Origin of the sequence: Streptomyces sp. NPDC005485 (assembly GCF_040606085.1) — a bacterium.
In the GTDB taxonomy this organism is placed as follows: Bacteria; Actinomycetota; Actinomycetes; order Streptomycetales; family Streptomycetaceae; genus Streptomyces.
On the sequence record NZ_JBEXDZ010000132.1, the window covers coordinates 1 to 26,162 of the forward strand.

The following is a 26,162-nucleotide window of genomic DNA, read 5'->3' on the forward strand; positions in this document are numbered from 1 at the left end:
ACGAGATGGACGGAGGCGATGCCGACACGCGTGAAGGGCACCCGCACGATCTCGTACTCGCCGCACGGCTCGTCCATCTCGGGGCCGTGCCGCTGAGATCGGCGGTCATCGGCCGAGCCATCCGCCGTCGACGGGCAGGGTCACGCCGTGGATGTAGGCGGCGGCGTCCGAGGCGAGGAACACGGTGGCGCCGGCCAGATCGTCCGCCTGGCCCCACCGTCCGGCGGGGATGCGGTCCAGGATGGCCTTGCTGCGGGCCGGGTCGTCCTGCAGGGCCTGGGTGTTGTCGGTGGCGATGTAGCCGGGTGCGAGGGCGTTGACGTTGACGCCGTGCGACGCCCACTCGTTGGCCAGCGCCTTGGTCAGTCCGGCGATACCGTGCTTGGCGGCGGTGTAGCCGGGGACGGTGATGCCGCCCTGGAAGCTGAGCAGCGACGCCGTGAAGATGACCTTCCCCTGGCCGCGGGCCACCATCGCCGCCCCGACCGCCCGGGTCAGCGCGAACTGCGCACTCAGGTTGACCTGGAGCACCAACTCCCAGTCCTCATCCGAGTGTTGGGCAGCGGGCGCGCGTCGGATGGTGCCCGCGTTGTTGACCAGGATGTCCACCGGGCGCTCACGCCCGGCCAGGTCCGCGCCGAGGGCTCGTACGGCATCGGGATCGGCGAAGTCGGTGCGGATCGCCTCGAACGTGCGGCCCGCGGCGACCACGTCCTTCTCCACCGCGCTGCCTGACTCCTCCAGCGAGGCACTCACCCCGATGACGTCCGCTCCGGCCTCGGCGAGTGCGCGGGCCATGGCCCGCCCGATGCCGCGCCGGGCGCCGGTGACGACTGCGAGCTTGCCCGTGAGGTCGAAGGCGGTCATACGGCGACTCCCTGAGCGTTGTCGTTGGTGGTGCAGTCGACGAGGATCTTCATCACGTTGCCGCCGCCCTCCAGGGCCTCGAAAGCGGCGGGCGCCTGCGTGAGCGGCACGACCTTGCTGATCAGCCGCTCCGCCGCAATCGTCCCGTCGGCGACCAGGGCCACTGCCTTCTCGAAGTCGGAGCGGTCATACAACCGGGCGCCGATGAGGGTCAGTTCGCGCCAGAAGAAGCGGTGCAGGTTGATCTCGCGGGGCCTTGGGTGGATGGCGACGAGGCAGAGACGGCCGCGCACGCCGAGCACCTCCACCGCTGTGTCCACGCCGCCTGCCGCACCGGACACCTCGAAAGCGACGTCCGCGCCCGCGCCGGAGGTCCACTGCCCGACGGCCTCCGGCACGTCCACGTCGGCCGGGTCCCAGCTGGTCAGCCCCAACTGCTCGGCCAGCAGCCGACGGTGGGCGCTCAGTTCCACCACTCGGACTTCGGCGCCCGCGGCCCGCGCGACCAGCGCGATGAGGATGCCGACCGGGCCGCCGCCGACCACCACGACCTTCTCACCCTCGGCGACCTCGGCCCGGCCCACGTCGTGCACGGCAACCGCCGTCGGTTCGACGAGCGCGGCCCGGTCCAGGGGAAGGGAGTCCGGCAGCCGGATCAGCGTCGAGGCAGGGACAGTCCACCGCTGCTGCATCGCACCGGGGGAGTCGATGCCGATGAAGTCCAGGTGCTGGCAGATGTGCTGATGGCCCTTCAGGCAGGCCGGGCAGGTGTCGTCCCAGCGCAGCGGCATGACGGTGACCGCGTCGCCGGGAGCCCAGCCCTCCACCCCGGGGCCGACGCGCACGACACGGCCGGACATCTCGTGTCCCAGGACGGCGGGTGTGTGGACACGGGCGTCCATGTCACCGTGGAAGATGTGCAGGTCGGTGCCGCAGATGCCGACGTAGGCGGGGGCGAGCTGCACCTCGCCGGGACCGGGCGGAGCACTGAGCGCGGGGGCCGTGTCCAGGGTGCGAGCGGCGGTGTAGCGAACAGCGAGTGTCATCGTGGGGTCAGGGTCCCTTCGGCGCGGACGCCTATGGTCAGCAGCAGGTTGGCGTAGGTACGGATGTCGGCGGTGACGACGGTCAGCGCCAGGTCGGGGGAGCGGGCCGCGTCGTAGAACTCGAAGCGGCCGAGCGTTTCGACCTGAACGGGCGCCAGCACGGAGCGGTACTCGGCGATGGCGGGTGGCTCCGGTTCACCCTCGGGCGGCACCATCACGTGTGCCGACTCGACGGGCAGGGCCCGCAGCAGGACGTCGAGCACGGTGGTGACATCCAGCAGGCCGGGGGCGAGGTTGAGGTGGACGGTCCTCGCTCGCTCAGCGGTGGCGGTGCTCGCCGGGTAGTGGCCGTCGGCGAGCAGGACGCGGGCGCCGTGGCCCGCTCCGGCCAGGGCTTCGAGCATGCCGGGGTGCAGCAGTTCGGTCAGGAGCACGGCGTGCCCTCCTCCGTGTCGGGCGACAGGCGGTAGAAGTCGCTCGCGGTGCCGACGAGAACCGCCTCGGTCTCGTCGGCCGAGCAGTCGGCGAGGAGTTCCTCGACGGCGGCTGCCCAGCGGTTCCAGCCGCCCGCGAGGACGCAGACGGGCCAGTCCGAGCCGAACATCAGGCGGTCGGGGCCGAAGGCGGAGAGCAGGATGTTCCACACCGGCCGGAGGTCGTCGACCGTCCACTTCTCGTGATCGGCCTCCGTCACCAGACCGGACACCTTGCACCGCACCTGGGAGTGCGCGGCCAGCCTCCGCAGGTCCCGTTCCCAGTCGTCCAGCGCGTGCTGGGCGATGGGCGGCTTGCCCGCGTGGTCCAGGACCAGGGGCAGGTCCGGGAGACGCTCGGCGAGGCGGACCGCCTGCGGCAACTGGTGACTGCGGACGAGCACGTCGTAGCCGAGTCCGCGCTCCGCCGTCGCCCGCAATCCCTGTTCCACGTCCGGTCGTTGGAGCCACTTCGGATCGGACTCGCCCTGCACGAGGTGCCGCACGGCACGCAGATAGCGGCCGCCGGGCCCCGCCAGCAGTTCGTCGAGTACGTCACCGACCGCAGGGGAGGTCGGATCCGCCCAGCCGACGACCGCCCCGATGAGCGGGTTCTCGTCGGCCAGGGCGAGCAGTTCACGGGTCTCGGACACGGACGTCACGCACTGGACGACCACCGTGCTGCCCAGGCGGCGCCCGGCGATGCTCCGGGTCGCCGACGTGCGCAGGTCCTCGGGAGCGAAGGCACGGCGGATGGGTTCAAGGCCGGGTTCCTCCAGCCAGGGCTGCGAACGGTGGTCGAGGTCCCACACATGGTGGTGGGCGTCGACCAGGTGCGGTGTGTCAGACACGGGCGGACCAGACGGGGCCGTCGGGGTACGTGTACTCCTTCAGCGACTCCGGGTGCATCTGCGCGCCGAGTCCGGGCAGGGCGGGCGCCACGTAGTGGCCGTCGGTGATGTGTACCGGGTCGACGAAGTGCTCGTGGAGGTGGTCGACGTACTCGATGACGCGGTCCTCGACCGTGCCGGAGACGGCGACGTAGTCGAACATCGACAGGTGCTGCACCATCTCGCACAGACCGACGCCGCCGGCGTGCGGGCAGACCGGCGTCCCGAACTTCGCGGCGAGGAGCAGGATCGCGATGTTCTCGTTCACCCCGCCGACCCGGGCCGAGTCGATCTGCACGATGTCCACCGCGCCGGCCTGGAGAAGCTGCTTGAAGACGACCCGGTTGGCGATGTGCTCGCCGGTGGCGACCTTGATCGGGCCGACGGCCTTGCGGATGGCGGCGTGGCCGAGGATGTCGTCCGGGGAGGTGGGCTCCTCGATCCAGTACGGGTCGTAGGGGGCCAGGGCGCTCATCCACTCGATCGCGGGGCCGACGTCCCATCTCTGGTTGGCGTCGACGGCGATGCGGATGCCGTCGCCGACCGCCTCGCGAGCGGTGCGCATGCGCCGTACGTCGTCCTCCAGCGAAGCGCCGACCTTCAGCTTGATCTGGGTGAAGCCGTCCGCGACGGCCTCCCGTGCCAGGCGGGCGAGCTTCTCGTCGGAGTAGCCGAGCCAGCCGGGGGTGGTGGTGTAGGCCGGATAACCGCGCTCCAGCAGACGGGCGATGCGCTCCTGGCGGCCGGGCTCGGCGCGGCGTAGGATCTCCAGCGCCTCCTCGGGAGTGAGGGCGTCGCTGAGCCAGCGGAAGTCGACCTGTGCGACCAGATCCTCCGGTGGCATCTCGCCGAGGAAGCGCCATACGGGCTTGCCGACCCGCTTGGCGGCCAGGTCCCAGGCGGCGTTGACGACCGCGCCGGTGGCCATGTGGATGGCGCCCTTCTCCGGGCCGAGCCAGCGGAGTTGGGGGTCATGGACGAGAGAGCGCGAGAACGCTCCGAGGTCTGCGCAGACCTCCTCGACGGACAGGCCGACCACGTGCGGAGCGAGGGCCGCGACGGCAGCCGCCTGGACGTCGTTGCCGCGGCCGGTGGTGAAGGCCAGCGCGTGGCCTTCGAGTCCGTCCGTGGCGTCGGTGCGCAGGATGACGTAGGCGGCCGAGTAGTCGGGTTCGGGGTTCATCGCGTCCGACCCGTCCAGGTGCTCGGACGTCGGGAAGCGTACGTCGAGGACGTCCAGGGCGGTGATGCGGGCGGATGCGGACACGGCTGAGGGCATGACGGCAACTCCTGTGAGAGCAGGCGGGCGGACGGCCACCTGTGACGGGGTGGGGAACGGCGCGGGGAGTCCGGCGGCAGGGGCCGCGCGGGTCACTCCTGGACCTTGCCGCCCGTGATGCGGGAGATGATCAGCGCGACCAGGATGATGAGGCCGTTCAGGGCGCCGATCCACTGGGCGGGAACGCCGCCCAGGGTGAGCACGTTCTGGATCATGAAGAGCAGCAGGATGCCGCTGAACGCCCCGAACATGGTGCCCTTGCCGCCGTTGAGGCTGATCCCGCCGATGACGGCGGCGGCCATGACGGTGAAGATGTAGCCGTTGCCCTGCGCGGAGGCGACCGAGGCGAGGCGTCCGGACAGCAGGAGTCCGGCGAGGGCGGCGAGCACGCTGCCGGTGACGATGACGATCCACAGCACCCGGTCGGTGCGGATGCCGGCGGCCTTGGCGGCGTCGACGTTGCCGCCGATGGCGTACAGCGATCGGCCGAAGCCGGTCCAGCCGAGGACGACGATGGCGACGGCGAACAGGACCAGGCAGATCCAGATGGAGGCCGGCATCCCGAACCACTCGGCGGTGCCGAGATAGAGCATGGATTCCGGCAGTTGGAAGAAGGTCTGGCCGCCGGAGATACCGGTGAGGACGCCGCGCAGCACGATCAGCATGCCGAGGGTGACGATGAAGCCGTTGAGGCCGAAGCGGATGATCAGCAGCGCGTTGACCACGCCGACCAGGGCGCCCACGGCGAGGGTGAGGGGGATGGACCATGCACCTGGCAGGAGTCCCAGGCCGTGTCCGGCGCCCGTCGGCACAACCATCCAGGCCGCGACACCCGGAGCGAGGCCCATGGTGGACTCCAGCGACAGGTCCATCTTCTTGACGATCAGGATCATCGTCTGTGCGAGGACCAGCAGTGCGATCTCGGACATGGTCTGCAGGACGTTGATGAGGTTGTCCGTCTGCAGGAAGACCGGGCTCACGATCTGGCCGACGACCGCGATGACCACGATCGCGGGGACGAGTGCGAGGTCGCGCAGCCTGGCCACGGGTATCCGGCCGCCGAACAGGCCGGTCCGCTTGGCGCGCGGCTGAGCGGCCTCGGGGGCGGACGTGTCCGCGAGGACGGTTTCAGGCATGGAAATCCACTCCTTCCATCGCGGCCACCAGGTCGTGGTCGTGCCAGCCGCGGGCGATCTCTGAGGTCACTCGGCCCTGGAACATCACCAGGACCCGGTCACACATGCGCAGGTCGTCGAGTTCGTCGGAGGCGATGAGCACCCCGGTGCCGGTTTCCGCGGTCTCCTCGACCTTGCCCAGGAGGAACTCCTTGGAGCGCACGTCCACGCCCGCGGTCGGGTTGATCAGGACCAGCAGCCGGGGGTCGTCGGCGAGGGCCCGGGCCATGACGACCTTCTGCTGGTTGCCGCCGGACAGCGAGGAGACGGGCAGCTCGGGGCCGGGTGTCTTGATCGCCAGGTTCTCGATCATGCCCTCGACGAGCCGGTCGCGACGGCTGCGGTTCAGGAACCCGTTGCTGCCGATCCGGCCGGGCACGGACAGGGTGGCGTTGTCCGCGATCGACATGTCTGGCACGAACCCCTGGTGGTGGCGGTCCTGCGGGACGAACCCGGCGCCCGCGGACAGCGCGGCCGGCACACTGCCCTGCCGTGGCCGCCTCCCGGCGATCTCCACCTCCCCGGATTCGGCGCCGCGCAGTCCTACGACGGTCTCGGCGACCTCCGTACGACCGCTGCCGGCGGCCCCTGCGAGGCCGACGATCTCGCCGGCGCCCACCTGGAACGTGACGTCGTCGTAGGTCCCGCTGCTGAGTCCTCGGACGCTCAGCGCGGCCGGGACGGCGGCGTCCAGGGTGCTCGCACGTTCCTCGCGCCGGCCCGCGGCGGCCTCTCCGGTCATGGCGGCGACGAGGTCGGCGCGGGGGAGGTCCGCGACCGGCGCGGTCAGGATGTGCCGGGCATCCCGGAACACCGTCACCATGTCGCAGATCTCGTAGATCTCCTGGAGGTGGTGACTGATGAACAGGAAGGTCACGCCCTGGCGTTGCAGGTCGCGGATCCGGTCGAAGAGCCGGTTGATCGCGGCGCCGTCGAGCTGGGCGGTCGGTTCGTCGAGGATGATGAACCGCGCACCGAAGGACAGCGACCGGGCGATCTCGACGAACTGCCGCTGTTCGACGTTGAGATCACCGGCCGGGGTCTGCGGATCCACGTCCACGGACCAGGTCGACAGCAGCTCCTGGGCCCGGCGGCGCACCGCCTGCCAGCTGATTAGCCGGCTGCGCGCGTGGTCGTGCCGGTTGAGGAAGAGGTTCTCGGCGACGGTCAGCGTGGGGATGATCGTCGACTTCTGGTACACGCAGGCGACGCGCTGACGCCAGGCGTCGCGGTCGCTGAGCCGCGGTGCCGGGGCACCGCCGAAGGTGACCGTTCCCTCGTCCGGCGCCTGGAGACCGGTGAGGACGGACACCAGGGTCGACTTGCCGGCTCCGTTGCGGCCGACGAGCGCGTGGGTCTCGCCGGGCCTGATGGTGATCCGGGCGCCGTCGAGGGCGACCGTTGGACCGAATCGTTTGACTATGCCCGTCGCCTCGACGACAGGCGGGTCCGCCAGGACCCGCCCACCGTCCACCGGGGCGGGCACGGGGGTGACTGCTCGCTCCCCGTTGCTCATCTCAACCGCCTTGTGTTCGTGAGCCGTTGCATGGTCGGCAGCGGTCAGCCGAGGTTGTTGCCCCACAGGGACGTGTCGCCGCTCTTGAGGCTGGGAACGCCGCCGTAGGTGCCGCCGTCTGCGGTGACGAGCGGGGCGGAGAGCTGGTCCTCCAACAGGCCGGCGCGGACCTGGACGATGGTGCTGTCATGGTCGGTCTTGCCGGGCTTGAACTTCTTCCCGTCGATCGCGGCCTTGAGGTAGTACAGGGCGTACTTGGCGTAGAGGTCGGCGGGCTGCGAGACGGTGGCGTCGATCTTGCCCGCGGTGATGGACTTGAGCTCCTCGGGGATGCCGTCGTTGGAGACGACGAAGACGTGCTTCTTGTCCTTCGGGTCGACCAACAGGCCCTTCTGCTTGAGGACTTGGAGCGTGCCGGACAGGGCGAAGCTGGACTGCATGTAGATGCCCTTGATGTCCGGGTGGGCGGTGAGGTCGGTCTGGAGCTTCTGTGCGGCGACGGCGCCGTCCCAGTTGGTGGCCTCACCGAACACCTTGATGTCCGGGTACTTCTTCTTCATGCAGTCGTTGAACGCTTCGGTGCGGTCGCGGCCGTTGATGGAGTCCAGGCCGCCCTCCAGCATGACGACCTTGCCCTTGCCGTCGAGCTTGGTCCCCAGGTACAGGCACGCCTTCTCGCCGTAGGCGCGGTTGTCGGCGCGCACCACCATGAAGACCTTCCCGCTGTCCGGGCGGGTGTCCACGGTGACGACCGGGATCTTCTTCGCCTCCAGCTGCGCGAGTGTCGGCGCGATGGCGGCGGTGTCCTGCGGGGCCATGGCGATGCCCTTGACGCCCTGGCTGATGAACGTCTGGGCGTTGGCGGTGAGCTTCGCGACGTCGTTCTGTGAGTTGGTGGTCTTGAGCGAGAGGCCCAGCTGCCCCGCGTACCTGGGCGTGTACTTGATGTAGGAGTTCCAGAAGTCGGTGTCGGAGCGGGGGTAGTCCACGCCGACCAGTGACTTGCCGTCGGACGAGGCCGCGGCGCCGGAGCCACCGCATGCGCTCAGCAGAGCCATTGCGGTCAGGGCGGAGGCGGCGGAGCAGAGGGCGGTTCTGAGTCTCATCGGTACTTCCTCGCGCTGGTCCCGAAGCGGGAGATGTTTCGCCGGAGCGACAGCCGTATGCAGCTGTCGCGGAGAGATGGGATGTATTTTTAGATGAGCCGGGGAGCCTTGTCTACCCTCTCGTGCGAGCCGGGCAATCGTTGCAGCTCAGATGGCCTTGCCGTCGAGGGCGGGCGACTCTAGGTGTTAATCCATCCCATCAATCACACGAGGCGTTGGTCTTGATCCGGCCATCTGCCTTACGGGCAGACATGCCATGTTTGGCGGCTGGAAAATGGCGTGAAACTGCGTAAATAGTGCATAACGCCAGGTCAAGGCCTGTCTTACATCCCTGCACGCCCGTTGACATCCACGGGGCACATGGTCGACCTTCATGCGTAACATCCGGCGCCCCAGTACCTCAGAGCGCGTCGGCCCTGACTTTCCCCTGCCTTCCCCCCGCCCCCTTCCGCATCAGGGATGTCCTATGTCGAGTTCGATCAACCGACGCCACTTCCTGGCCGGTGCCACCTGGGTGGCCGCGGTCGCCGTCGCCGGAGGCGTGTTCGGTACCGCCGTCGCGCAGGCGGCGACCGGCACGTACACGCCCGACTGGAACTCGGTCGACCGGCACACGCCGGCCCCGGAGTGGTTCCAGGACGCGAAGTTCGGGATCTACTTCCACTGGGGCGCCTTCAGCGTCCCCGCCTTCGACAACGAGTGGTACCCGCGCAACATGTACGACGCCGGCAGCAACGCCAACCGGCACCACATCGCGACCTACGGCCAGCCCTCTGCATGGCCGTACCACAACTTCATCAACGGAGCGAAGGACCTGGCGGGCAACACCGTGAAGTTCGCGCCGAAGCTGAAGTCGGCCGGCGGGAAGTTCGACCCCGACGAGTGGGCGCAACTGTTCGTCGACGCCGGCGCGAGGTTCGCCGGCCCGGTCGCCGAACACCATGACGGATTCTCGATGTGGGACAGCCAGGTCAACGAGTGGAACTCGGTGGACAAGGGCCCGGGCCTGAACCTGCTGCAGCTCTTCACCACAGCCATCCGCGCCAAGAACCTCAAGCTGCTGGTGGCCATGCACCACGCGTACCACTTCAACGGCTTCTACGAACACGTCCCCGCCCAGACGGACAGCAGCCTCAAGAAGCTCTACGGGCAGCTGGGCTCGGCCGCGGAGAACCAGCTCTGGTTCGACAAGCTGAAGGAGGTCATCGACCGCTCCCAACCCGACATCCTCTGGCAGGACTTCAAGCTCGACGCCGTCGACGAGACCCAACGTCTGAACTTCCTGGCGTACTACTACAACCAGGCGGACAGCTGGGGCCGTGAGGTCGTCGCCACGTACAAGGACGGCATGCACGGCAAGGGCGAGGTCTTCGACTACGAGCGCGGAGGTCCCGCCGAGCTCACCGCCCCCTACTGGCTGACCGACGACAGCATCTCGAGCAGCAGTTGGTGCTACACCCAGGGCATCGGCTACTACACCACCCAGCAGATGCTGCACTCGTTCATCGACCGGGTCAGCAAGAACGGCAACATGCTGCTGAACATCGCACCGATGGCCGACGGCACCATCCCCCAGCAGCAGAAGGACATCCTGCTCGGCATCGGCGACCATCTGAAGCGCTTCGGCGAGTCGGTGTACTCGACCCGCGCCTGGACGGCGTACGGCGAAGGACCGACCAAGATGGGCGGCGGTTCGTTCACCACTCCCCATGCCGGTACCGCGCAGGACATCCGCTTCACCCGCAACAAGGCCGGCAACGTTCTGTACGCCACTGTCCTGGGCTGGCCCGGCAGCTCGCTGACGATCAAAACCCTCAACTCGGACCGGATCAGCCTCTCGTCGCTGACCTCCGTGAAACTGCTCGACTCGACCGCGGGGAAGTACATCGACCTGCCCGCGCCCACACAGAACTCCTCCGGCCTCACGGTCACGCTGCCATCCTCGGCGCCGTACAGCGCCAACGCCTACGTCCTGAAGCTCGCCTTCCCCGGCGACATCCCCGGCCTGCGGCCCCTCATCGGCGCCGCGGGGTACAGGGACGTCAACTACTCCGGCACCAGCGCCGCGCTCGCCGTCGGCAACTACACGGCGGACGAACTGACCTCGGCCGGACTGGGCGCCCTCACCCTCTCCTCCCTCCAACTGGCCCCCGGCTACCAGGTCATCGGCTACTCGGGCGACAACTTCAGCGGCACTTCGTGGACCTTCACCGCCGACAACCCCGACCTCCGGGTCACCGGCAACAACGACAAGGTCACCTCGCTGAAGGTCCAGTTCAAACCGGCGGCCTACTTCCGGGTCACCAACGTCACCGACGGGCTGGCCCTGGACAGCGGTGGCAACGTCGCCTCCGGCTCCAACCTCAAGCAATACACCTGGGACGGCAGCCCCAACCTGCAGTGGCAGGCGGTGGAAGTCGGAGGCGGCTACTACAAGCTGGTCAACCGCGCCAACGGCATGGTCGCCGACGGCTGGGGCGCCACGTCCGACGGGTCCGCGGCCAGGCAGGCCGCCTGGAACGGGGGCGCCAACCAGCAGTGGACGATCACCCACCGGGGCGGCGGCACCTACTCGATCGCCAACCGCAATACAGGCCTGGTACTCGACGGCGCCGGCAACGTGGCCTCGGGATCCGTCACCAAGCAGTGGACGTACGGCAGTAGCACCAATCTGCTGTGGACCTTCACGACCCTCTGACCGGCACGGCAGGGAAAGCGCGATGGGCCCCGCACGAAGGCGGGGCCCACCTCGTCAGCGTGCGGCACTGCCGCCCAACGCGGAGAGCGCCGACTGGTAGGCCGGTTTCTTGTTGCCGCCCCGGTCGAACAGCAGCGGGTTCTCCCCGCTGCGCCAGGAGTCGCTGTCGCGGATGCCCCACACGGTGATGCCGGTGCAGCGCGGCACGTTCATGCAGGCCCTCACCGTGTTCGCGTACGCCCCCGTCGGCGCCTGCGCGATGTCGAGCTCGGTGATCTGGACGTCCACGCCGAGGGCGGCGAAGTTCGACAGCGTCGTCGGGAAGCTCGACGGCGGACCGCCGGCGCCGAAGTGGGACTGGAAGCCGACGCAGTCGATGGGCACGCCGCGTGCCTTGAAGTCGCGCACCATGCGGTAGACACCCTGGGTCTTGGCGTCGGTCCAGTTCTCGATGCTGTAGTCGTTGTAGCAGAGCTTGGCCGCCGGGTCGGCTGATCGTGCGGTGCGGAAGGCCTGTTCGATGAAGCCGTCGCCGAGCAGGTTCTGGAAGACCGAGGAGCGGTGCCCGCCGCTGCCGCCGTCGGCGAAGGCCTCGTTGACCACGTCCCAGGCGTAGATCTTGCCCTTGTAGTGGTTCATCAACGTGGTGATGTGGTTGTTCATCACACTGCGCAGGGTGTTCGCGTCCCCGATGGAGCTCACCCAGCCGGGCAACTGCGAGTGCCACACCAGAGTGTGTCCGCGCACGCGCTGACCGCGGGCCGACGCGCGGTTGGCGATCTGGTCGCCGGGGCCGAAGTTGAACGACCCGCGGGATCGCTCGGTCGTGTCCCACTTCATCTCGTTCTCGGGCGTGACCGAGTTGAACTCGCGGTCCAGGATCGCGCTGTACGTGCCGTCGCCGAGCCTTCCGGCGGCCACCGCAGTCCCGAAGTACCGTCCGGACTGGGCTGCTTGGGCGCCCAGTGTGGATGCCCGGACGGCGTCGGGCACTTCGGGCGCGGCGTTCGCTGCGCCTGGCGTCACCAGGGCGACCACGGCCAGCAGGGACAACACCGAGGCTCGGCGACGACCGAGCCGTTTCAGTGGGTTCATGGTTCTCCTCGTACGGTTGGTGGGGGGTTGGGTGGTGCTCGGTTCAGGGCGTGGACAGTTCGAACCGCGGGATGCGGACCGTGCCGCCGAGTGCCTGGGTGGCGTGGTTGAAGAGGGCGAATCGGTAGCCCATGAAGAACCGCCAGTCGTTGCCCATGGAGAAGGCGGGGCCGAGGCGGGTGAAGTTGGTTCCGTCGGTGCTGTAGGAGAAGGTTCCGGGGCGTGGTGCGCCGGGGCGGATGTCCGCGGTCGCGCGCAGCCGGATACGGCCTCCCGGGACGCTGGCGCTCGCGAGCTCGGTGCCGGTACTGGTCGTGTTCCAGCTGCCGTCCATGGTCAGCCCGCCGACCATCACCACCCGTGTCACGCCGCCGTCGCGCTTGAGGCCGATCCACGCGGAGGAGTCACGCAGCAGCGCGAGTCCGGCCCGGTCGCCGTCCCGCATCGCCGAGTGGTCGAGGTCGACCGTGGCGGTGGAGGTGGGGCCCTGGATGCGGTGGGTGAGCGTATTGCGGGCCCAGTACAGGTCGTTGGTGACGGTCGCGGTGCGCAGGGTCAGTCCGTTGCCGAGCGACCACTTGGTGTTGTCGGGGTTGTGGTTCCACTCCCAACTCGGGTTGAGGCCGGTGCCGTCGAACGTGTCGACGCCGGTCATGGGGGCGACCTGGCGGGGCGGAGTGGGCACGGCCGGGCTGGGATACGAGGCGCCCCAGGCGCCGTTCACAAGTTGGACGACGGGCCAGCCGTCCGAGGTCCAGGTGACCGGCGCGAGGACCGGCACCCGGCCGCCGGGATAGGCGTCCACGAAGGCCATGTAGTACCAGGCGCCGCCCTGCGTCTGCACCAGCCCGCCCTGGTGCGGGACGCCGCCGCCTGCGATCGGCCCGCGCAGGTCGAGAAGGACCTGCCGCATCGTGTAAGGGCCGAAGGGGCCGCCCGACGACTTGAGGACGTACTGTCCGTTCGCGGGGCGGGTCAGGAAGATGTAGTACTGCCCGTTGATCTTGTAGAACCGGGAGCCTTCGAGGGTGCCGACACTCGACGGCGTTGTGAACACCTGCTGGGTACGGACCTGGCTGCGGCCGTCGGAAGAGAGCTGGGCCACGCTGATGGTGGTGTTCCCGTACGCCACGTACAGGGTGTCATCGGTGTCGACGAGCAGCCCCGCGTCGTAGTACGGCGTACCGATCGTCGTGAGCCGGCTCCACGGCCCCTCGGCGGCGGTGGCGGTGTAGACGTAGGTCCTGGCGAAGTCGATCTGGCCGAGCCAGTAGAACGTCCTGTTGCTCGGCCGGTAGGCCAGCGACGATGCCCAGACGCCTCGTACGTAGCCACGGGCCCCGTTCAGGTCGTACTTGGAGCCGAAGTCGAGGACGGGCACCGAGTGACCGGCGATCTCCCAGTGCACCAGGTCGTACGAGCGCAGGACCGGTGCGCCCGGCGAGTAGTGCATCGTCGAGGCGGAGGCGTAGTAGGTGGCGCCGACGCGGATGATGTCGATGTCCGCGAAGTCCTGCCAGATGACCGGGTTCGTGTACGCCGGGGCGGCCGCGAGGAGCGACTCCGGCACAGGAGCGGCCGCTGCGGTCCCGGAGGCTGCGGCCAGAGGCAGGAAGGCACCGGCGAACAGGCCGGTTCCGGCGACCAGCGCTCGGCGGCGGTCCATAGGTTGACGAGAGCATGACATATCCATGTGTCGTTCCCTCTGCCGGTGACGCGCTTCGATGGATGGATCCCGTGACGTTCGAGGTTGCGAACGGTTGTCGACAGGTGAGCAATCTGGATGGTAGGTGGTTGAGAGCTCCCGTCAATATGTTGCGCATGATTCGTCACTAGTACCGAAATGTTTCGCGCCGCTTCGCGCTGATCGGGTGCGGTGGCGAAGATTTTTGGACAGCTGGCAGAGTTGACAGCCTCATGAATCTCCCTAACATCCGTCACGTCGACGATTCGAAAGTGGATCGAATGCTGAACGATCCGTGAGTGTCATGCGCATGCCATGAGTGCCCAGTTGGGCGGCAGTCATCCACTGTCTTGTGTCGGCCTGCCGACGACAGCACCACCCGCCAGGCCCTCGCAAGAGCCGTAGGTGTCCAGCCGACGGTTCCGCGTCCGGCACTCCCGCGGCGGACCCCTGTCCGCCTATGGCGATGCTCCAACAGAAGGGGAGTTGCACGATGGCAAGGACAAGATCCCTCTTATGGCCGGTCCTGGTCGCGGTGCTGGTCGTCCTGAGCATGGGCGGCACGGCACTGGGCCGCGGCCAGGACGTGAGCACCTCGCTCGGGGCCTCCGGCCCGGCCGCCGCGACCGTCAGCACCGCTGCCACGAGCGCCGGATGCGGCAAAACCCCCACCTTGACGAGCGGTACGTACACGATCCAGAGCAGCGGCAAGAACCGAAGCTTCATCCTGAAGGTCCCGGACGGCTACGACCGCAACCACCCCTACCGGCTGGTCTTCGGGTTCCACTGGCTGGGCGGCACCTCCACCGACGTCGCGACGGGCCGTACCGTGGAAACGGGCACCTGGGCCTACTACGGGCTCCAGCGGCTGGCGAACAACAGCACCGTCTTCGTAGCACCCCAAGGCCTCGACAACGGCTGGGCCAACTCCGGCGGGGAAGATGTCACCCTCGTCGACGACATGATCAGGCGGATCGAGGCGGACCTGTGCGTGGACACGACACAGCGCTTCGCCCTGGGCTTCAGCTACGGCGCCGCCATGTCGTACGCGCTCGCGTGTTCCCGGGCGACGGTCTTCCGCGCGGTCGCGGTCCAGAGCGGTGGGCAACTCAGCGGATGCAGCGGCGGCACCCAGCCCATCGCCTACCTCGGGGTGCACGGCATCAGGGACAACGTCCTCGGCATCTCCGGCGGACGTACGCTGCGGGACAGGTTCGTCAGGAACAACGGCTGCGCCGCACAGAACCCGCCCGAGCCTTCGCAGGGCAGTCTGACGCACCGGGTGACGGCCTATTCGGGGTGTTCGGCCGGGCATCCGGTCGTCTGGGCGGCGTTCGACGAAGGACACATCGCCGCTCCGCAGGACGGAGCCGCTGGTGACAGCGGCTCCAGGACCTGGCTGCCGGCGGAGGTGTGGAAATTCTTCACGCAGTTCCAGACCTCCAACCCGCCGCCGGGAACCGCGACTTGCCGGGTCGCCGACACCATCAGCGCCTGGAACTCCGGGCTGACCTCGAACATCACCATCACCAACACCGGCTCCACCGCGATCGACGGCTGGTCACTGGTCTTCACACTGCCTGGCGGTCAGGCCATCACCTCCGGTTGGAACGCCGACTACTCGCCCACCTCCGGCCGGGTGACGGCCAGGAACGTCTCCCACAACGCCACCATCGCCCCCGGCGCATCCGTCGACATCGGCTTCCAGGCCGTCCACACCGGCGATACCTCCCCGCCGACCTCCTACACCCTCAACGGCACTGACTGCGCCGTCACCACAGGGAGTTCAACGAATTGACGTGGATTGGCAACGGGTGTGCTCGCGATGCAAGCACGGCCTGAATGTAAAGCGTTTCGATCCTCTTCGAAATGATTGACGCTTCCAGGCACCTCGGCAAATGTCTTCTCTTCAGGTGGACCCGAAGCGCGCAAGTGCTGAACAGCGCGCTACGGGTCGGCTTGAAAACTCACAGCGGACGGGCACCAGGGACGGGTTGTCACCAGACGTGGGGAGAAGCTTGTGACCGAGTGGATATTGGCATTCGACGCCGACTGCCGATTCTGCGAAGAAGTGGTGGACCGGGTTCGCGTGTCCGTGGACGGCACGTTGACCACCGCGGGCCTCACCGAACCCCGTATTCGCGGCCTGCGCACGCGTGCCCTGGGGGATGGGGCCGAGTGGGCTCCGACCTTGTTGGCGGTCAACGGTGACCGTGTGCGGGCCTGGACCGGAACCGGGCTGTCCCTCCGCCTGGCGCGGCTGTTGGGCCCGTCGGACTCGCTGCGGGTGGTGCGTGCGCTCCGCGACGTCGACGCGCTGCGGCCCCCGAGCCGTCGAGGAATCCTCAAGGCCGTGCCGGGGCTGGCCCTGGGAACGTTTCTGCTCACCGGCGGTCTGGCAGCCTCACCCGCCCAGGCTGTGACCCGCGCCAAGGGCAGCAAGGCGTCGCGATGGGTGAAGGCCAACCGCGACCGACTGCCCACCCGCTACTCCGAGTTCTCCGCCTACCCCGCGGACTATCGGCGCGCCATCTACGGCGCGCTGTCCGCTTCGGCTCGCAGCGATCTGTGGGTGGCGCACTTCGCGAGCCACCGGAAGGCACACCCCGGTCTGTCGGCCGAGCAGTCCGCCGTCCTCGACGACGCCACGCGGCTGGCACCGCAGATCATCGCGGGCCGCCGGCAGGGAGCAACCGAAGGGTTGGAGACGGCGGTTGCGGCGGCGTTCGGCGAGAGTGAGGCGCGGGCAATTCTCATGACGCTGGGCCCTGCCGAAACGCAAGGCGCGGCGCCTCGGAGCACTGAGGGCAGCCAGGTCATGGACTGCAATTCCCAGTGCGCGGGGACCGGAAGCTGCGACATGGTGTGCTACTCCTCACCGTGGTGGTGCAACTGGACCGATTACGGCTGCGGTCCCCTGTGGCTCGGCCCGTGCAGCGGGGTTTGCGCCCCCTGAGGCCACCCGGGGTCGATGAATGTCTCCACTCGTCCGCGCGCGGTCGAGGAGAACTTCGTGTGTGCGCTGCTCCGGAACTGACCACGGCTGCGGAACTCGACTGCGAGTGCGTCTGACCCCTCGGGTCCCGGCACGAGCGCCCTCAGGAAGTTACTTGAGTTACGCAACAAGATGGTAAAGTGTTGCGTATGTCCACACCACCCCTGGGAGCCGGTCCCGCATCGCCGGAAGTGACCGAGATCGAGCGGGCCCTGACCCGTGTCACGTACCTGGGCAGCCGGGCGCGGCAGCATGAGCGGCTGATGGTACTGGCCGGCGTCCCGCTCGACCGGGCCGCCGTGGCGCTGCTGCGGCAGATCGCGGACACGGAGTCGCTGCGCCCGGGGGAGCTGGCGAACCGGCTCGGGGTGGAGGCCTCGCATGTGACCCGGCAGGTGCAGCAACTGCAGAAGTCGGGATACGTCACGCGCGTGCCGGACCCCGACGACCGTCGCGCGCAGCGCATCGAGCTGACGGGCTCCGGGCAGGACGCCGTGGACCGCATCCGCGAGGCGGGTACCCGTGGCATGCAGATGGCCCTGGCCGACTGGTCCCCCGAGGAGCTGCGGCAGCTGGCGACCCTCTTTCACCGCATGGTCGACGACTTCCTTTCCGCCGCCGCCGAGCTCGACAAGGGGACCACCGAGCGGGCGGGTACTGCCTGACCCACTCGACGACCCCTCGGCGCCTCGGTGCGCTCCCGGCCCACTCAAGTGGCGTCGGGCGCCCCGGCGTTGACAGCTCGCCGTACCTGACGGGCGATCAGGGCGTAGACCTCTCGGGCCTTTTCGTCGTCGGTGCCGTCGTACCCGTGATCCGCTTCCGGTACGTCGTAGTGCTCGACCAGCGCTCCCGCCTGGCGAAGACGGTCGGCGTACCGTGCGCCCTCGGCCTTGAGGAGGTCGTACTCCGCCGTGACCACCAGGGCCGGGGCGATGCCTTTCAGGTCGGTGGTGTCCGACGGATGGGCGGGCGACACGAGCCGGTCGGCGCGGTCCCGCGGGTCGGGCACGTACGACGAGTCGAAGACCTCCGCCATCCACGGGCGCAGCAGCGGCTTGGCGATGGCGGCCCGCTTGTCCTTGGCGCTCGTCGCGAGATCGAGCGGGGGATAGTGGAGTACCTGGAGCGCGAGCGAGGGCCCGCCCTCCTCCAGGGCCTGGCGGGCCACCGCCGCGGCGAGACCGCCTCCGGCGCTCTGGCCGCCCACGGAGACCCGACTCCCGTCCCAGCCGTTCTGCTCGCCGTGCGCGGCGACCCATCGAACGACCTCGTACGCCTGCCGCGGCGGGGCCGGGAACCGGTGCTGCGGGGCGACCACGTAGTCCACGTTGATCACGACGACGCCCGCCTGTGCGGCGAGGAAGCGGCACAGCGGGTCGTCGATCTCCGTCAGAGGCATGACGTATCCGCCACCGTGGAAGTTCACGTGCACCGGCGGGGGCGGGCCTTGCGTTGCCGGCGTGTACACCGTGGCCCGGGCCGGGGCGACCGAGGTGGGGATCGTCAACTCGTGGACAGTGCGCGGGAATTCGAGGAGGCGGGCGTGGTGCGAGGCCGCGGAACCGCGACCCGTTGAGCGTCGGTCCGCCAGCACGGCGAGACGTTGCATCGACTTCGCGGCGATGGAGGCCACCGCAGGCCGGGCCAGGAGGGACATGCGGCTCCGTTCGGTCGAGTCCGCTCGGTCGGTGAGCTGATCACCGAACCGATCGCTGGGTTGATTGCCGAGTCCCATTATCAGGATTCCTGGCAATTAAGTGGGTTGAAGGTAGCACGGCGGCGATGCCGTGGGGTCGCGCGCAAGGCGGCGCACCGCGTTGCGCAGGTGCGCGAGGGAATGAGGGGAGGCTTCGCGCGTCACCTCGAGGTCGACTGCATGGCGTCGGCAGGTGGCCGAAAAACGGCCTCGGTCGGGATTGGCCTGTGAGTGCCTAGGGAGGTGCTGTGAAGTCAACAGAATTGTTGACAATCGAGAATACGGGCCCCTACGTTCGCAAGTGCAAGATCAGCGGGCCGGACGACATGCGCCGGTCCGGAGTCGCGTAGGGGAGAGGCAACCGTGAAGCACAGGGCAGTGAAGCGCAGGACCGTCGTCATGGGGCTCGGCGCAACGGCCGGTGTCGCGGCCGTCGGTGGCATCGCCTTGAACGCCCAGGCGTCGGGCACGAACGGGTCGACGGCCGCGGATGCCCTGGTGTTCGACAAGGACGCCTATACGGAACTGACCACCACCATCACCACGGACGCCGGCGACAAGTCGGTGAAGTACCACTTCTACAAGGCCGTCACGTACGTCACCAAGCCAGTGGACGAGAAGTACCAGAGCCTGATCGTCAGCGTCCCCGTGGAGATCGACGGCACGGCCGTCGACGCCACCCACGCCCCCATCCTCTTCGCCAACTCGGTGGGCGGCTACATGCCGTCGTCCGTGACGGACGCCACCGGCGTGGGCGGCGGGGGCATGACCGGCATGCCCGGCGGCGGTGCGCCAGGCGCCTCGGCGAGCGCCTCTGCCGGCGCTTCGGCCTCCAGCAGCACGGGTGAGGTGCAGTCCGGCGGCAACGCGCAGGTCAACGCCCAGGGCGGAATGGTCAGCAACGCCAAGCTCGCTCTCGCCGCGGGATACGTCGTCGTGGAGCCGGGAGCGCGCGGCCGCAGCCTCATCGACGCGGACGGCACCTACTACGGCACCGCCCCGGCCGCCATCGTGGACCTGAAGGCAGCCGTGCGGTACGTGCGCGCGAACAAGGGCCGCATCCCCGGCAACACCGACCGGATCGTCTCCTCCGGCACCAGCGCCGGCGGCGCGCTGTCCGCCCTCCTCGGGGCATCCGGCGACAGCCCGCTCTACGACAAGTACCTCAAGGAGCTCGGCGCGGCCGACGCGGGAGACGCGATCTTCGCCAGCGGTGACTGGTGCCCCATCACCGACCTGGAGCACGCCGACATGGCGTACGAGTGGAACTGGGGCGGCAACAAGCTGAGTTCCGGCTCGCTCGTCGACCAGGCCGTCTCCAAGGACCTGAGCACCGCGTTCGCCGACTACCAGGCCTCCCTCAGGATCCGCGCGAAGGGCTTCGGCACCCTCACGGCGCGCAACCTCGACGACTACCTGCTGCGGACCTACCTTCAGCCGTCGGCCACGACCTACCTCAAGTCTCTTTCGGACGCCGACCGTTCGACCTACCTGGCGAGCAACACGTTCATCACCTGGTCCGGCGGCAAGGCGACGTTCACGTGGGCCGACTTCCTCACCCACGTCGGGGCACGGAAGAAGGACACGCCCGCGTTCGACGCCTTCGACCTCTCCGCGGGCGAGAACAACGAGTTCGGCACCGGCACCACCCAGAACCGTCACTTCACGCTGTACAGCCTGCGGCACGAGAGCGGAGGCAGCGCACGCCTGGACAGCGATCTGCCCGAGAAGCTCCACCTGATGAACCCGATGCCCTTCATCAAGCAGCACAACCCCGGTCGCTCCAAGCACTGGTGGATCCGTGTCGGCACCAAGGACAGCGACACCTCGCTCTCGGTCGTCGGCAACCTCGCCGCGAGCCTGGAGCAGCTGGGCGACGACGTCGACACCCGCTACTACTGGGACGAGGGCCACGGGTCGAACATCGACGCCGCGGACTTCATCACCTGGATCGGCAAGGTGACGGGCTACAGCAAGTAGCTCCACCGCCACAGCACTTCGCACCCATGGACCCGGTGTCCGTCCCGTCATACCGGACACCGCAGGCCGCGGCGCCGAGCCCCTCCCGTCTCAGTCAGCGCGGGCTCGGTGCCGCGGCCCACGCCTGTGGTGCGATGGCGGGCCGGAGCGGCCGCCGCGCCGATGGCCGACACGTGCGGCCCGGCGCGCTCCGGTCCTACGTCCGGCTCGCCCGAGAGTGAGGATGGTCGTCATGACCGACAAACTCACCGTGAGCGTCCTGGGTACCGGCATCATGGGGGCCGCGATGGCCCGCAACCTCGCCCGTGCGGGACACACCGTCCGGGCATGGAACCGCACTCGCTCCAAGGCCGAACCGCTGACCTCCGACGGCGTACAGGTCGCGGACACCCCCGCCGAGGCCGTGCGGGGCGCCGACGTCGTCCTCACCGTGCTCCACGACGGCGCCGCCGCCCTGGAGACGATGCGCCAGGCCGCCCCCGCCCTGCGCCCCGGCAGCGCCTGGGTGCAGTCGACGACGGCCGGGATCGAGGCGCTCGGCGAGCTGGCCCGCTTCGCCCGTGACCACGAACTGGCCTTCTTCGACGCACCCGTGCTCGGAACCCGGCAGCCTGCCGAGGCCGGGCAACTGGTCGTGCTGGCGGCAGGGCCCAGCCGGGACCGCGACGCCGTGACGCCCGTCTTCGACGCTGTTGGCGCCCGCACGGTGTGGACCGGCGAGGACGGAGCACAGGGCAGCGCCACCCGCCTCAAGCTGGTGGCCAACAGCTGGGTCCTGACCGTCACGCACGGCGCGGCCGAAGCGCTGGCGCTCGCCGAGGGCCTCGGCGTGGACCCGCAGGGCTTCTTCGACATCATCGACGGCGGCCCGCTCGACATGGGCTATCTGCGCGCCAAGGCCGGGCTGATCCTCGACGGCGGCCTGACGCCGCCGAGTTTCGCGGTGACCACCGCCGAGAAGGACGCCCGTCTGATCGTCGAGGCGGGGGAGCGGCACGGCGTCCGCCTCGACGTGGCCGCGGCCGGCGCCGAACGCTTCCGCCGCGCCGCGGCCCAGGGCCACGGCGGGGAGGACATGGCCGCCTCCTACTTCGCCAGCTTCGACGAGCCCGAGGGGTCCTGAGCGTCGCCGCACCTGTGCGACGACCAGGCAGGTCAACATGGAGAACAAAATTGTTGACAATCCTGTTGGCCTAGATTTAGGTTCGACAGGCACTCACTCAGGGAGGGCGCAATGCCGAAGGAAGCCCGTCCAGGCACCGGAGAGCAGGCCAAGCAGCACGCGCTCGCGCAGCTGCGGCAGGCGATTCTGCGCGGGGACATGGCACCGGCGCAGCGGCTGGTGGAGAACGAACTCGCCGAGCAGTTCGGTGTGACACGGGCCAGTGTCCGGGCGGCGTTGATCGAGCTGGAGTCGGAAGGTCTGGTCGAGCGGATCCGCAACCGCGGTTCGCGGGTGCGGGTGGTGACCGTCGAGGAAGCGGTGGCCATCACCGAGTGCCGCATGGTCCTCGAAGGCCTGTGCTCCGCCAAGGCGGCCGTCTCGGCCAGTGACGAGCAGCTGACCGAGCTGGTCGACCTGGGCGCGGCGATGTCCAAGGCCGTCGCCGACGGCGAGCCCTTGACGTACTCCGATCTCAATCACGAACTGCACGCCCGGATCCGGGAGTTCTCCGGCCAGGCCGTGGCCGTGGAACTGCTGGAGCGGCTCAACGCCCAACTGGTGCGTCACCGGTTCCAGCTCGCGCTGAGACCGGGGCGTCCCCAGCAGTCCCTGAGCGAACACCTGGCCATGATCGAAGCGATCACGGCCCGGGACCCGCAGGCGGCCGAAGAGGCCGTCCGCGCCCACCTCGGCAGCGTGATCGAAGCGCTGCGCGACTGACAGGTCGCAGGCGGGCGCGCACCTGTCCAACGCGGCGCGTGAGCCGAGGGGGCAGGCCTGTGTCGAGCGCGCGAACGCGCGGCGGCCCGAAGGGCTGAGCACCGTGACGCGCTCGACACAGGCTCTGGCTCCCCGGAGGCGAATCGCGCCCCAAAAACGGAGAGTTCAGCAATGACGCATGGCAACGCGCCCGCCAACCCACGCTCGACACTCGTCGTCACCGCACACGCCGGGGACTTCGTGTGGCGGGCCGGGGGAGCCATCGCCCTGGCGGCCTCCCGAGGCGAGAAGGTCACGATCGCCTGCCTGACCTTCGGCGAGCGCGGCGAGTCCGCCAAGGCCTGGCGCGAGGGCAGGAAACTGGAAGAGATCAAGGCGATACGCCGCGACGAGGCCGAACGGGCCGCCGCCACTCTCGGCGCCGAGGTCCGCTTCTACGACGCCGGCGACTACCCGCTGGTCGCCACCGCAGAGCTGACCGACCGGCTCGTCGAGGTGTACCGGGCGACCCAGCCCGACGTCGTCCTCACGCACCCCACCGAGGACCCGTACAACGGCGACCACCCGGCCGCCAACCGCATGGCGCTGGAGGCGCGCGTGCTGGCCCAGGCCATCGGCTACCCAGGCCCCGGCGAGATCATCGGCGCCCCGGCCGTCTTCTACTTCGAGCCGCACCAGCCGGAGATGAGCGGCTTCAGGCCCGAGGTGCTGCTCGACATCACCGAGGTCTGGGAGACCAAGCGCAAGGCCATGGAGTGCCTCGGCGCCCAGCAGCACCTGTGGGACTACTACACCGACCTCGCCGTCCGCCGCGGTGTCCAGCTCAAGCGGAACGCGGGCCCGAACCTGGGCCTCGCCCACAAGACCATGGCCGAGGCGTACATGCGCCCCTACCCGCAGATCGCGAAGGAGCTGTCGTGAGCGGCGTCATCGTCACCCACCCGCCGAAGGCCGCCGCGAAGGACGTCGAGGCACTGGCCGCCTTCGGCGTGGCCACCGTCAGCGAGGCGCTGGGCCGCACCGGACTGCTCGGCCCGGAGATCCGCCCGATCCAGCAGGGCGTACGGGTCGCGGGCACCGCGGTCACCGTGCTCAGCTGGCCCGGCGACAACCTCATGATCCACGCGGCCGTCGAGCAGTGCGGTGAGGGCGACATCCTGGTCGTCACCACCACCTCCCCGTCCACCGACGGCATGTTCGGCGAGCTGTTCGCCACCGCGCTCCAGCGGCGCGGGGTGCGCGGCGTGGTGACCAACGCCGGTATCCGTGACACCCAGGAACTGCGCGACATGGGCTTCGCCGCGTGGTCGCGGGCCGTCTCCTCGCAGGGCACCGTGAAGGCCACCGGCGGCTCGGTCAACGTGCCGATCGCCATCGACGGCCGGCTGATCCACCCCGGGGACGTGATCCTCGCCGACGACGACGGCGTGGTCGTCGTACCACGCGAGCGCGCCCGTGAGACCGCCGAGGCGTCCGAGGCCCGCGAGGCCAAGGAGGCCAAGTCCCGTGCCGCCTTCCTCCAGGGCGAACTGGGCCTGGACCGCTACGGCCTGCGCGACACCCTCAAGCGGCTGGGCGTGGAGTACCGGACGTACGAGGAGTACACCCGAGAGGGAGCGGGGTCGTGACCGGCGGGCCCGGGGAACTGCGCTGCATGCTGTTGCGCGGCGGCACATCCAAGGGCGCCTATTTCCTCGCCGAGGACCTGCCCGCGGACCCGGCCGCCCGCGACGACCTGCTGCTGCGCGTCATGGGCAGCCCGGACGACCGGCAGATCGACGGCCTGGGCGGTGCGCACCCGCTCACGAGCAAGGTGGCCGTGGTCTCGCTCTCCGCCGATCCGCGGGCCGACGTCGACTACCTCTTCCTCCAAGTCGCCGTCGACCGGCCCGAGGTGAGTGACCGTCAGAACTGCGGGAACATCCTCGCCGGCGTCGGCCTGTTCGCCGTCGAGCGCGGAATCGTTCCAGCGGGGCAGGAGCACACCTCCGTACGCATCCGGATGGTGAACACCGGGGACTTCGCCACCGCGACCTTCCCCACTCGGGGAGGCCGGGTGGACTACACGGGGGATGCCGAGATCTCCGGTGTGCCGGGTACGGCCGCCCCCGTGGTGATCGAGTTCCCGGCCGGCACCGGTGCACTGCTGCCCACCGGCAACGCCCGCGACGAGGTCGACGGCGTCCCGGTGACCTGTGTGGACAACGGCATGCCGACCGTGCTCATCGCGGCCGCCTCCCTCAAGATCACCGGTTACGAGAAACCGAAGGACCTGGAGGAGGACCTCGCCCTCGCCGACCGGCTGCACGGGATCCGGCTCCTCGCGGGCCGCCTCATGGGCCTCGGCGACGTGTCGGATGCCACCGTGCCCAAGCTGACCCTGCTCGCCGCGCCCCGCGAAGGGGGCGCGGTCACCACCCGCACCTTCATTCCCGTGCGCTGTCACACCTCGATCGGTGTGCTCGGTGCGGCGAGTGTGGCCGCCGGCCTGCGCGTCCGGGGCGGCGTCGGTGCGGAACTCGCGGAACTGCCCGCTCGGGGTGACCGCATGCGCATCGAACATCCCACGGGATTCATAGACATCGAAAGTAGCCTCGGCGCCACTCCCGAAGGCCTGCCCGCCGTGTACCGCACGGCCGTGGTCCGCACGGCGCGCAAGCTCTTCGACGGCACCGTGTTCCCCAGGTCCGCCGAGACGGCACCGATCCCCGCACAACACCCAGGAGGCCACAGATGACTCCGCCGCTCGGTGACATCGCCCATATCGGCCACGCCCAGCTGTTCACCCCGGACCTGGACGCCAGCGTCGCCTTCTTCACCGACTACCTCGGCCTCACGGTCAACGGCCAGGTGGGCGACAGCGTCCACCTGAGGACCTTCGACGACTACGAGCACCACAGCCTGGTGCTCACCGCCCGCGACACGCCGGGGCTTGGCCGGCTGGCGCTGCGCACCTCCAGCGAGGAGGCCCTTCAGCGCCGGGCCAGGGCGGCCGAGGAGGCCGGCCGCCCCGGTCACTGGGCCGAGGACGAGCCCGGTATCGGCAAGCTGTACGTGACCACCGACCCGGACGGCCACGAACACGCCCTGTACTGGGAGAGCGAGTATTACGAGGCTCCCGGGGAACTGCGGCCCGCGCTGAAGAACCAGCCGCAGGCCAAGCCCAACCGGGGCGTCGGTGTGCGCCGCCTGGACCACATCAACTTCCTCGCCGCCGACGTCCTGGCCAACGCCGAGTTCCAGCAGGATGTGCTGGGCGCCCGGCCGACCGAGCAGATCCGGCTCGACACGGGGAAGATCGCGGCACGCTGGCTGACGTACACGAACAAGTCGTACGACGTCGTCTACACCTCGGACTGGACGGGCTCCACCGGCCGCCTGCACCACATCGCCTTCGCGACCGACACCCGCGAGGACATCCTGCGCGCCGCCGACCTCGCCATCGACAGCGGCGTGTTCATCGAGACGGGCCCGCACAAGCACGCCATCCAGCAGACGTTCTTCCTCTACGTCTACGAGCCGGGCGGCAACCGCATCGAGCTGTGCAACCCGCTCACGCGGCTGGTGCTGGCCCCCGACTGGCCGCTGATCACCTGGACCGAGGAAGAGCGCAGGAAGGGGCAGGCCTGGGGCCTGCAGACGATCAAGTCCTTCCACACGCACGGCACCCCGCCCGTCGAGTGAAACGAGCCATACCCGGGGGTGGGCGGGGGACCACAGGGGCCCCCCCCCCCCAGATAAACCGCCCGGAAGGGCGCCACAAAGCAGGCGGGG

21 protein-coding genes and 2 pseudogenes are annotated in these 26,162 nt (G+C 69.2%); 11 read left to right on the forward strand and 12 right to left on the reverse strand.

Features of this window, described 5'->3' with window-relative positions; all coding sequences use genetic code 11:
* From ABZS97_RS33025 to ABZS97_RS33065, 9 genes and pseudogenes are all read right to left on the reverse strand, one after another.
* A pseudogene (locus tag ABZS97_RS33025) lies at positions 1-98 on the reverse strand (NUDIX hydrolase); the annotation flags it as partial.
* Between the two features lie 7 nt (positions 99-105).
* Positions 106-867 (reverse strand): SDR family oxidoreductase, encoded by a 762-nt coding sequence (locus ABZS97_RS33030; protein WP_356143743.1) that lies wholly within the window; start codon positions 865-867, stop codon positions 106-108.
* Positions 864-1,913: an alcohol dehydrogenase catalytic domain-containing protein gene (locus tag ABZS97_RS33035; protein WP_356143745.1), complete on the reverse strand. Its 1,050-nt coding sequence runs from the start codon at positions 1,911-1,913 to the stop codon at positions 864-866. The genes ABZS97_RS33030 and ABZS97_RS33035 overlap by 4 nt, the downstream gene beginning before the upstream one ends.
* The gene (locus tag ABZS97_RS33040) at positions 1,910-2,347 is read right to left on the reverse strand and encodes an RbsD/FucU domain-containing protein (RefSeq protein ID WP_356143747.1); all 438 of its coding nucleotides are present in this window, start codon (positions 2,345-2,347) and stop codon (positions 1,910-1,912) included. Before ABZS97_RS33040 ends, ABZS97_RS33035 begins: the two co-directional genes overlap by 4 nt.
* Positions 2,338-3,237, reverse strand: a complete 900-nt coding sequence (locus tag ABZS97_RS33045; RefSeq protein WP_356143749.1) for an amidohydrolase family protein — start codon at positions 3,235-3,237, stop codon at positions 2,338-2,340. The genes ABZS97_RS33040 and ABZS97_RS33045 overlap by 10 nt, the downstream gene beginning before the upstream one ends.
* A complete protein-coding gene (locus ABZS97_RS33050) occupies positions 3,230-4,555 on the reverse strand; it encodes an enolase C-terminal domain-like protein (protein WP_356143751.1) in 1,326 nt (441 codons plus the stop codon). Before ABZS97_RS33050 ends, ABZS97_RS33045 begins: the two co-directional genes overlap by 8 nt.
* 92 nt (positions 4,556-4,647) lie before the next feature.
* A complete protein-coding gene (locus ABZS97_RS33055; protein WP_356143753.1) occupies positions 4,648-5,691 on the reverse strand; it encodes an ABC transporter permease in 1,044 nt (347 codons plus the stop codon).
* Positions 5,684-7,246: a sugar ABC transporter ATP-binding protein gene (locus ABZS97_RS33060; protein WP_356143755.1), complete on the reverse strand. Its 1,563-nt coding sequence runs from the start codon at positions 7,244-7,246 to the stop codon at positions 5,684-5,686. Before ABZS97_RS33060 ends, ABZS97_RS33055 begins: the two co-directional genes overlap by 8 nt.
* 44 nt (positions 7,247-7,290) lie before the next feature.
* Positions 7,291-8,352 (reverse strand): sugar ABC transporter substrate-binding protein, encoded by a 1,062-nt coding sequence (locus ABZS97_RS33065; protein ID WP_356143757.1) that lies wholly within the window; start codon positions 8,350-8,352, stop codon positions 7,291-7,293.
* Between the two features lie 466 nt (positions 8,353-8,818).
* Between ABZS97_RS33065 and ABZS97_RS33070 the strand changes: the two genes are divergently transcribed.
* Entirely contained in the window at positions 8,819-11,050 is a 2,232-nt protein-coding gene (locus tag ABZS97_RS33070; RefSeq protein ID WP_356143759.1) for an alpha-L-fucosidase, read from the forward strand.
* A 63-nt stretch (positions 11,051-11,113) separates the two neighbouring features.
* Here the strand turns inward: ABZS97_RS33070 and ABZS97_RS33075 are convergent.
* A pseudogene (locus ABZS97_RS33075) lies at positions 11,114-12,145 on the reverse strand (endo-1,4-beta-xylanase); the annotation flags it as partial.
* 43 nt (positions 12,146-12,188) lie between these two features.
* A complete protein-coding gene (locus tag ABZS97_RS33080; protein ID WP_356143761.1) occupies positions 12,189-13,811 on the reverse strand; it encodes a glycoside hydrolase 43 family protein in 1,623 nt (540 codons plus the stop codon).
* A gap of 511 nt (positions 13,812-14,322) precedes the next feature.
* Between ABZS97_RS33080 and ABZS97_RS33085 the strand changes: the two genes are divergently transcribed.
* The 3 genes from ABZS97_RS33085 to ABZS97_RS33095 all read left to right on the forward strand — a co-directional run bounded on the left by ABZS97_RS33085 (position 14,323) and on the right by ABZS97_RS33095 (position 17,489).
* Complete coding sequence (locus ABZS97_RS33085) at positions 14,323-15,627, forward strand: cellulose binding domain-containing protein (RefSeq protein WP_356143763.1); 1,305 nt, start codon at positions 14,323-14,325, stop codon at positions 15,625-15,627.
* Between the two features lie 222 nt (positions 15,628-15,849).
* On the forward strand, positions 15,850-16,785 hold the full coding sequence (locus tag ABZS97_RS33090) for a bacteriocin fulvocin C-related protein (RefSeq protein WP_356143765.1): 936 nt from the start codon (positions 15,850-15,852) through the stop codon (positions 16,783-16,785).
* A 188-nt stretch (positions 16,786-16,973) separates the two neighbouring features.
* Entirely contained in the window at positions 16,974-17,489 is a 516-nt protein-coding gene (locus tag ABZS97_RS33095; protein WP_356143767.1) for a MarR family transcriptional regulator, read from the forward strand.
* 44 nt (positions 17,490-17,533) lie between these two features.
* Here ABZS97_RS33095 and ABZS97_RS33100 read toward each other — a convergent pair whose 3' ends face one another.
* A complete protein-coding gene (locus tag ABZS97_RS33100; RefSeq protein ID WP_356143769.1) occupies positions 17,534-18,484 on the reverse strand; it encodes an alpha/beta hydrolase fold domain-containing protein in 951 nt (316 codons plus the stop codon).
* Between the two features lie 438 nt (positions 18,485-18,922).
* Here ABZS97_RS33100 and ABZS97_RS33105 point away from each other — a divergent pair, with 438 nt between their 5' ends.
* From ABZS97_RS33105 to ABZS97_RS33135, 7 genes are all read left to right on the forward strand, one after another.
* Positions 18,923-20,503 carry a subtype B tannase gene (locus ABZS97_RS33105; protein ID WP_356143783.1) on the forward strand — a complete coding sequence of 527 codons (1,581 nt, stop codon included), beginning with the start codon at positions 18,923-18,925 and terminating at the stop codon, positions 20,501-20,503.
* Between the two features lie 232 nt (positions 20,504-20,735).
* On the forward strand, positions 20,736-21,626 hold the full coding sequence (locus ABZS97_RS33110) for an NAD(P)-dependent oxidoreductase (RefSeq protein WP_356143771.1): 891 nt from the start codon (positions 20,736-20,738) through the stop codon (positions 21,624-21,626).
* Positions 21,627-21,737: 111 nt separating this feature from the next.
* Positions 21,738-22,388 carry a GntR family transcriptional regulator gene (locus ABZS97_RS33115; protein ID WP_356143773.1) on the forward strand — a complete coding sequence of 217 codons (651 nt, stop codon included), beginning with the start codon at positions 21,738-21,740 and terminating at the stop codon, positions 22,386-22,388.
* Between the two features lie 171 nt (positions 22,389-22,559).
* Positions 22,560-23,309 (forward strand): PIG-L deacetylase family protein, encoded by a 750-nt coding sequence (locus tag ABZS97_RS33120; protein WP_356143775.1) that lies wholly within the window; start codon positions 22,560-22,562, stop codon positions 23,307-23,309.
* Positions 23,306-24,016 carry a 4-carboxy-4-hydroxy-2-oxoadipate aldolase/oxaloacetate decarboxylase gene (locus tag ABZS97_RS33125; RefSeq protein ID WP_356143777.1) on the forward strand — a complete coding sequence of 237 codons (711 nt, stop codon included), beginning with the start codon at positions 23,306-23,308 and terminating at the stop codon, positions 24,014-24,016. The genes ABZS97_RS33120 and ABZS97_RS33125 overlap by 4 nt, the downstream gene beginning before the upstream one ends.
* Complete coding sequence (locus ABZS97_RS33130) at positions 24,013-25,125, forward strand: 4-oxalomesaconate tautomerase (protein ID WP_356143779.1); 1,113 nt, start codon at positions 24,013-24,015, stop codon at positions 25,123-25,125. Before ABZS97_RS33125 ends, ABZS97_RS33130 begins: the two co-directional genes overlap by 4 nt.
* Complete coding sequence (locus ABZS97_RS33135; protein ID WP_356143781.1) at positions 25,122-26,072, forward strand: VOC family protein; 951 nt, start codon at positions 25,122-25,124, stop codon at positions 26,070-26,072. The genes ABZS97_RS33130 and ABZS97_RS33135 overlap by 4 nt, the downstream gene beginning before the upstream one ends.
* Positions 26,073-26,162: the final 90 nt, after the last annotated feature.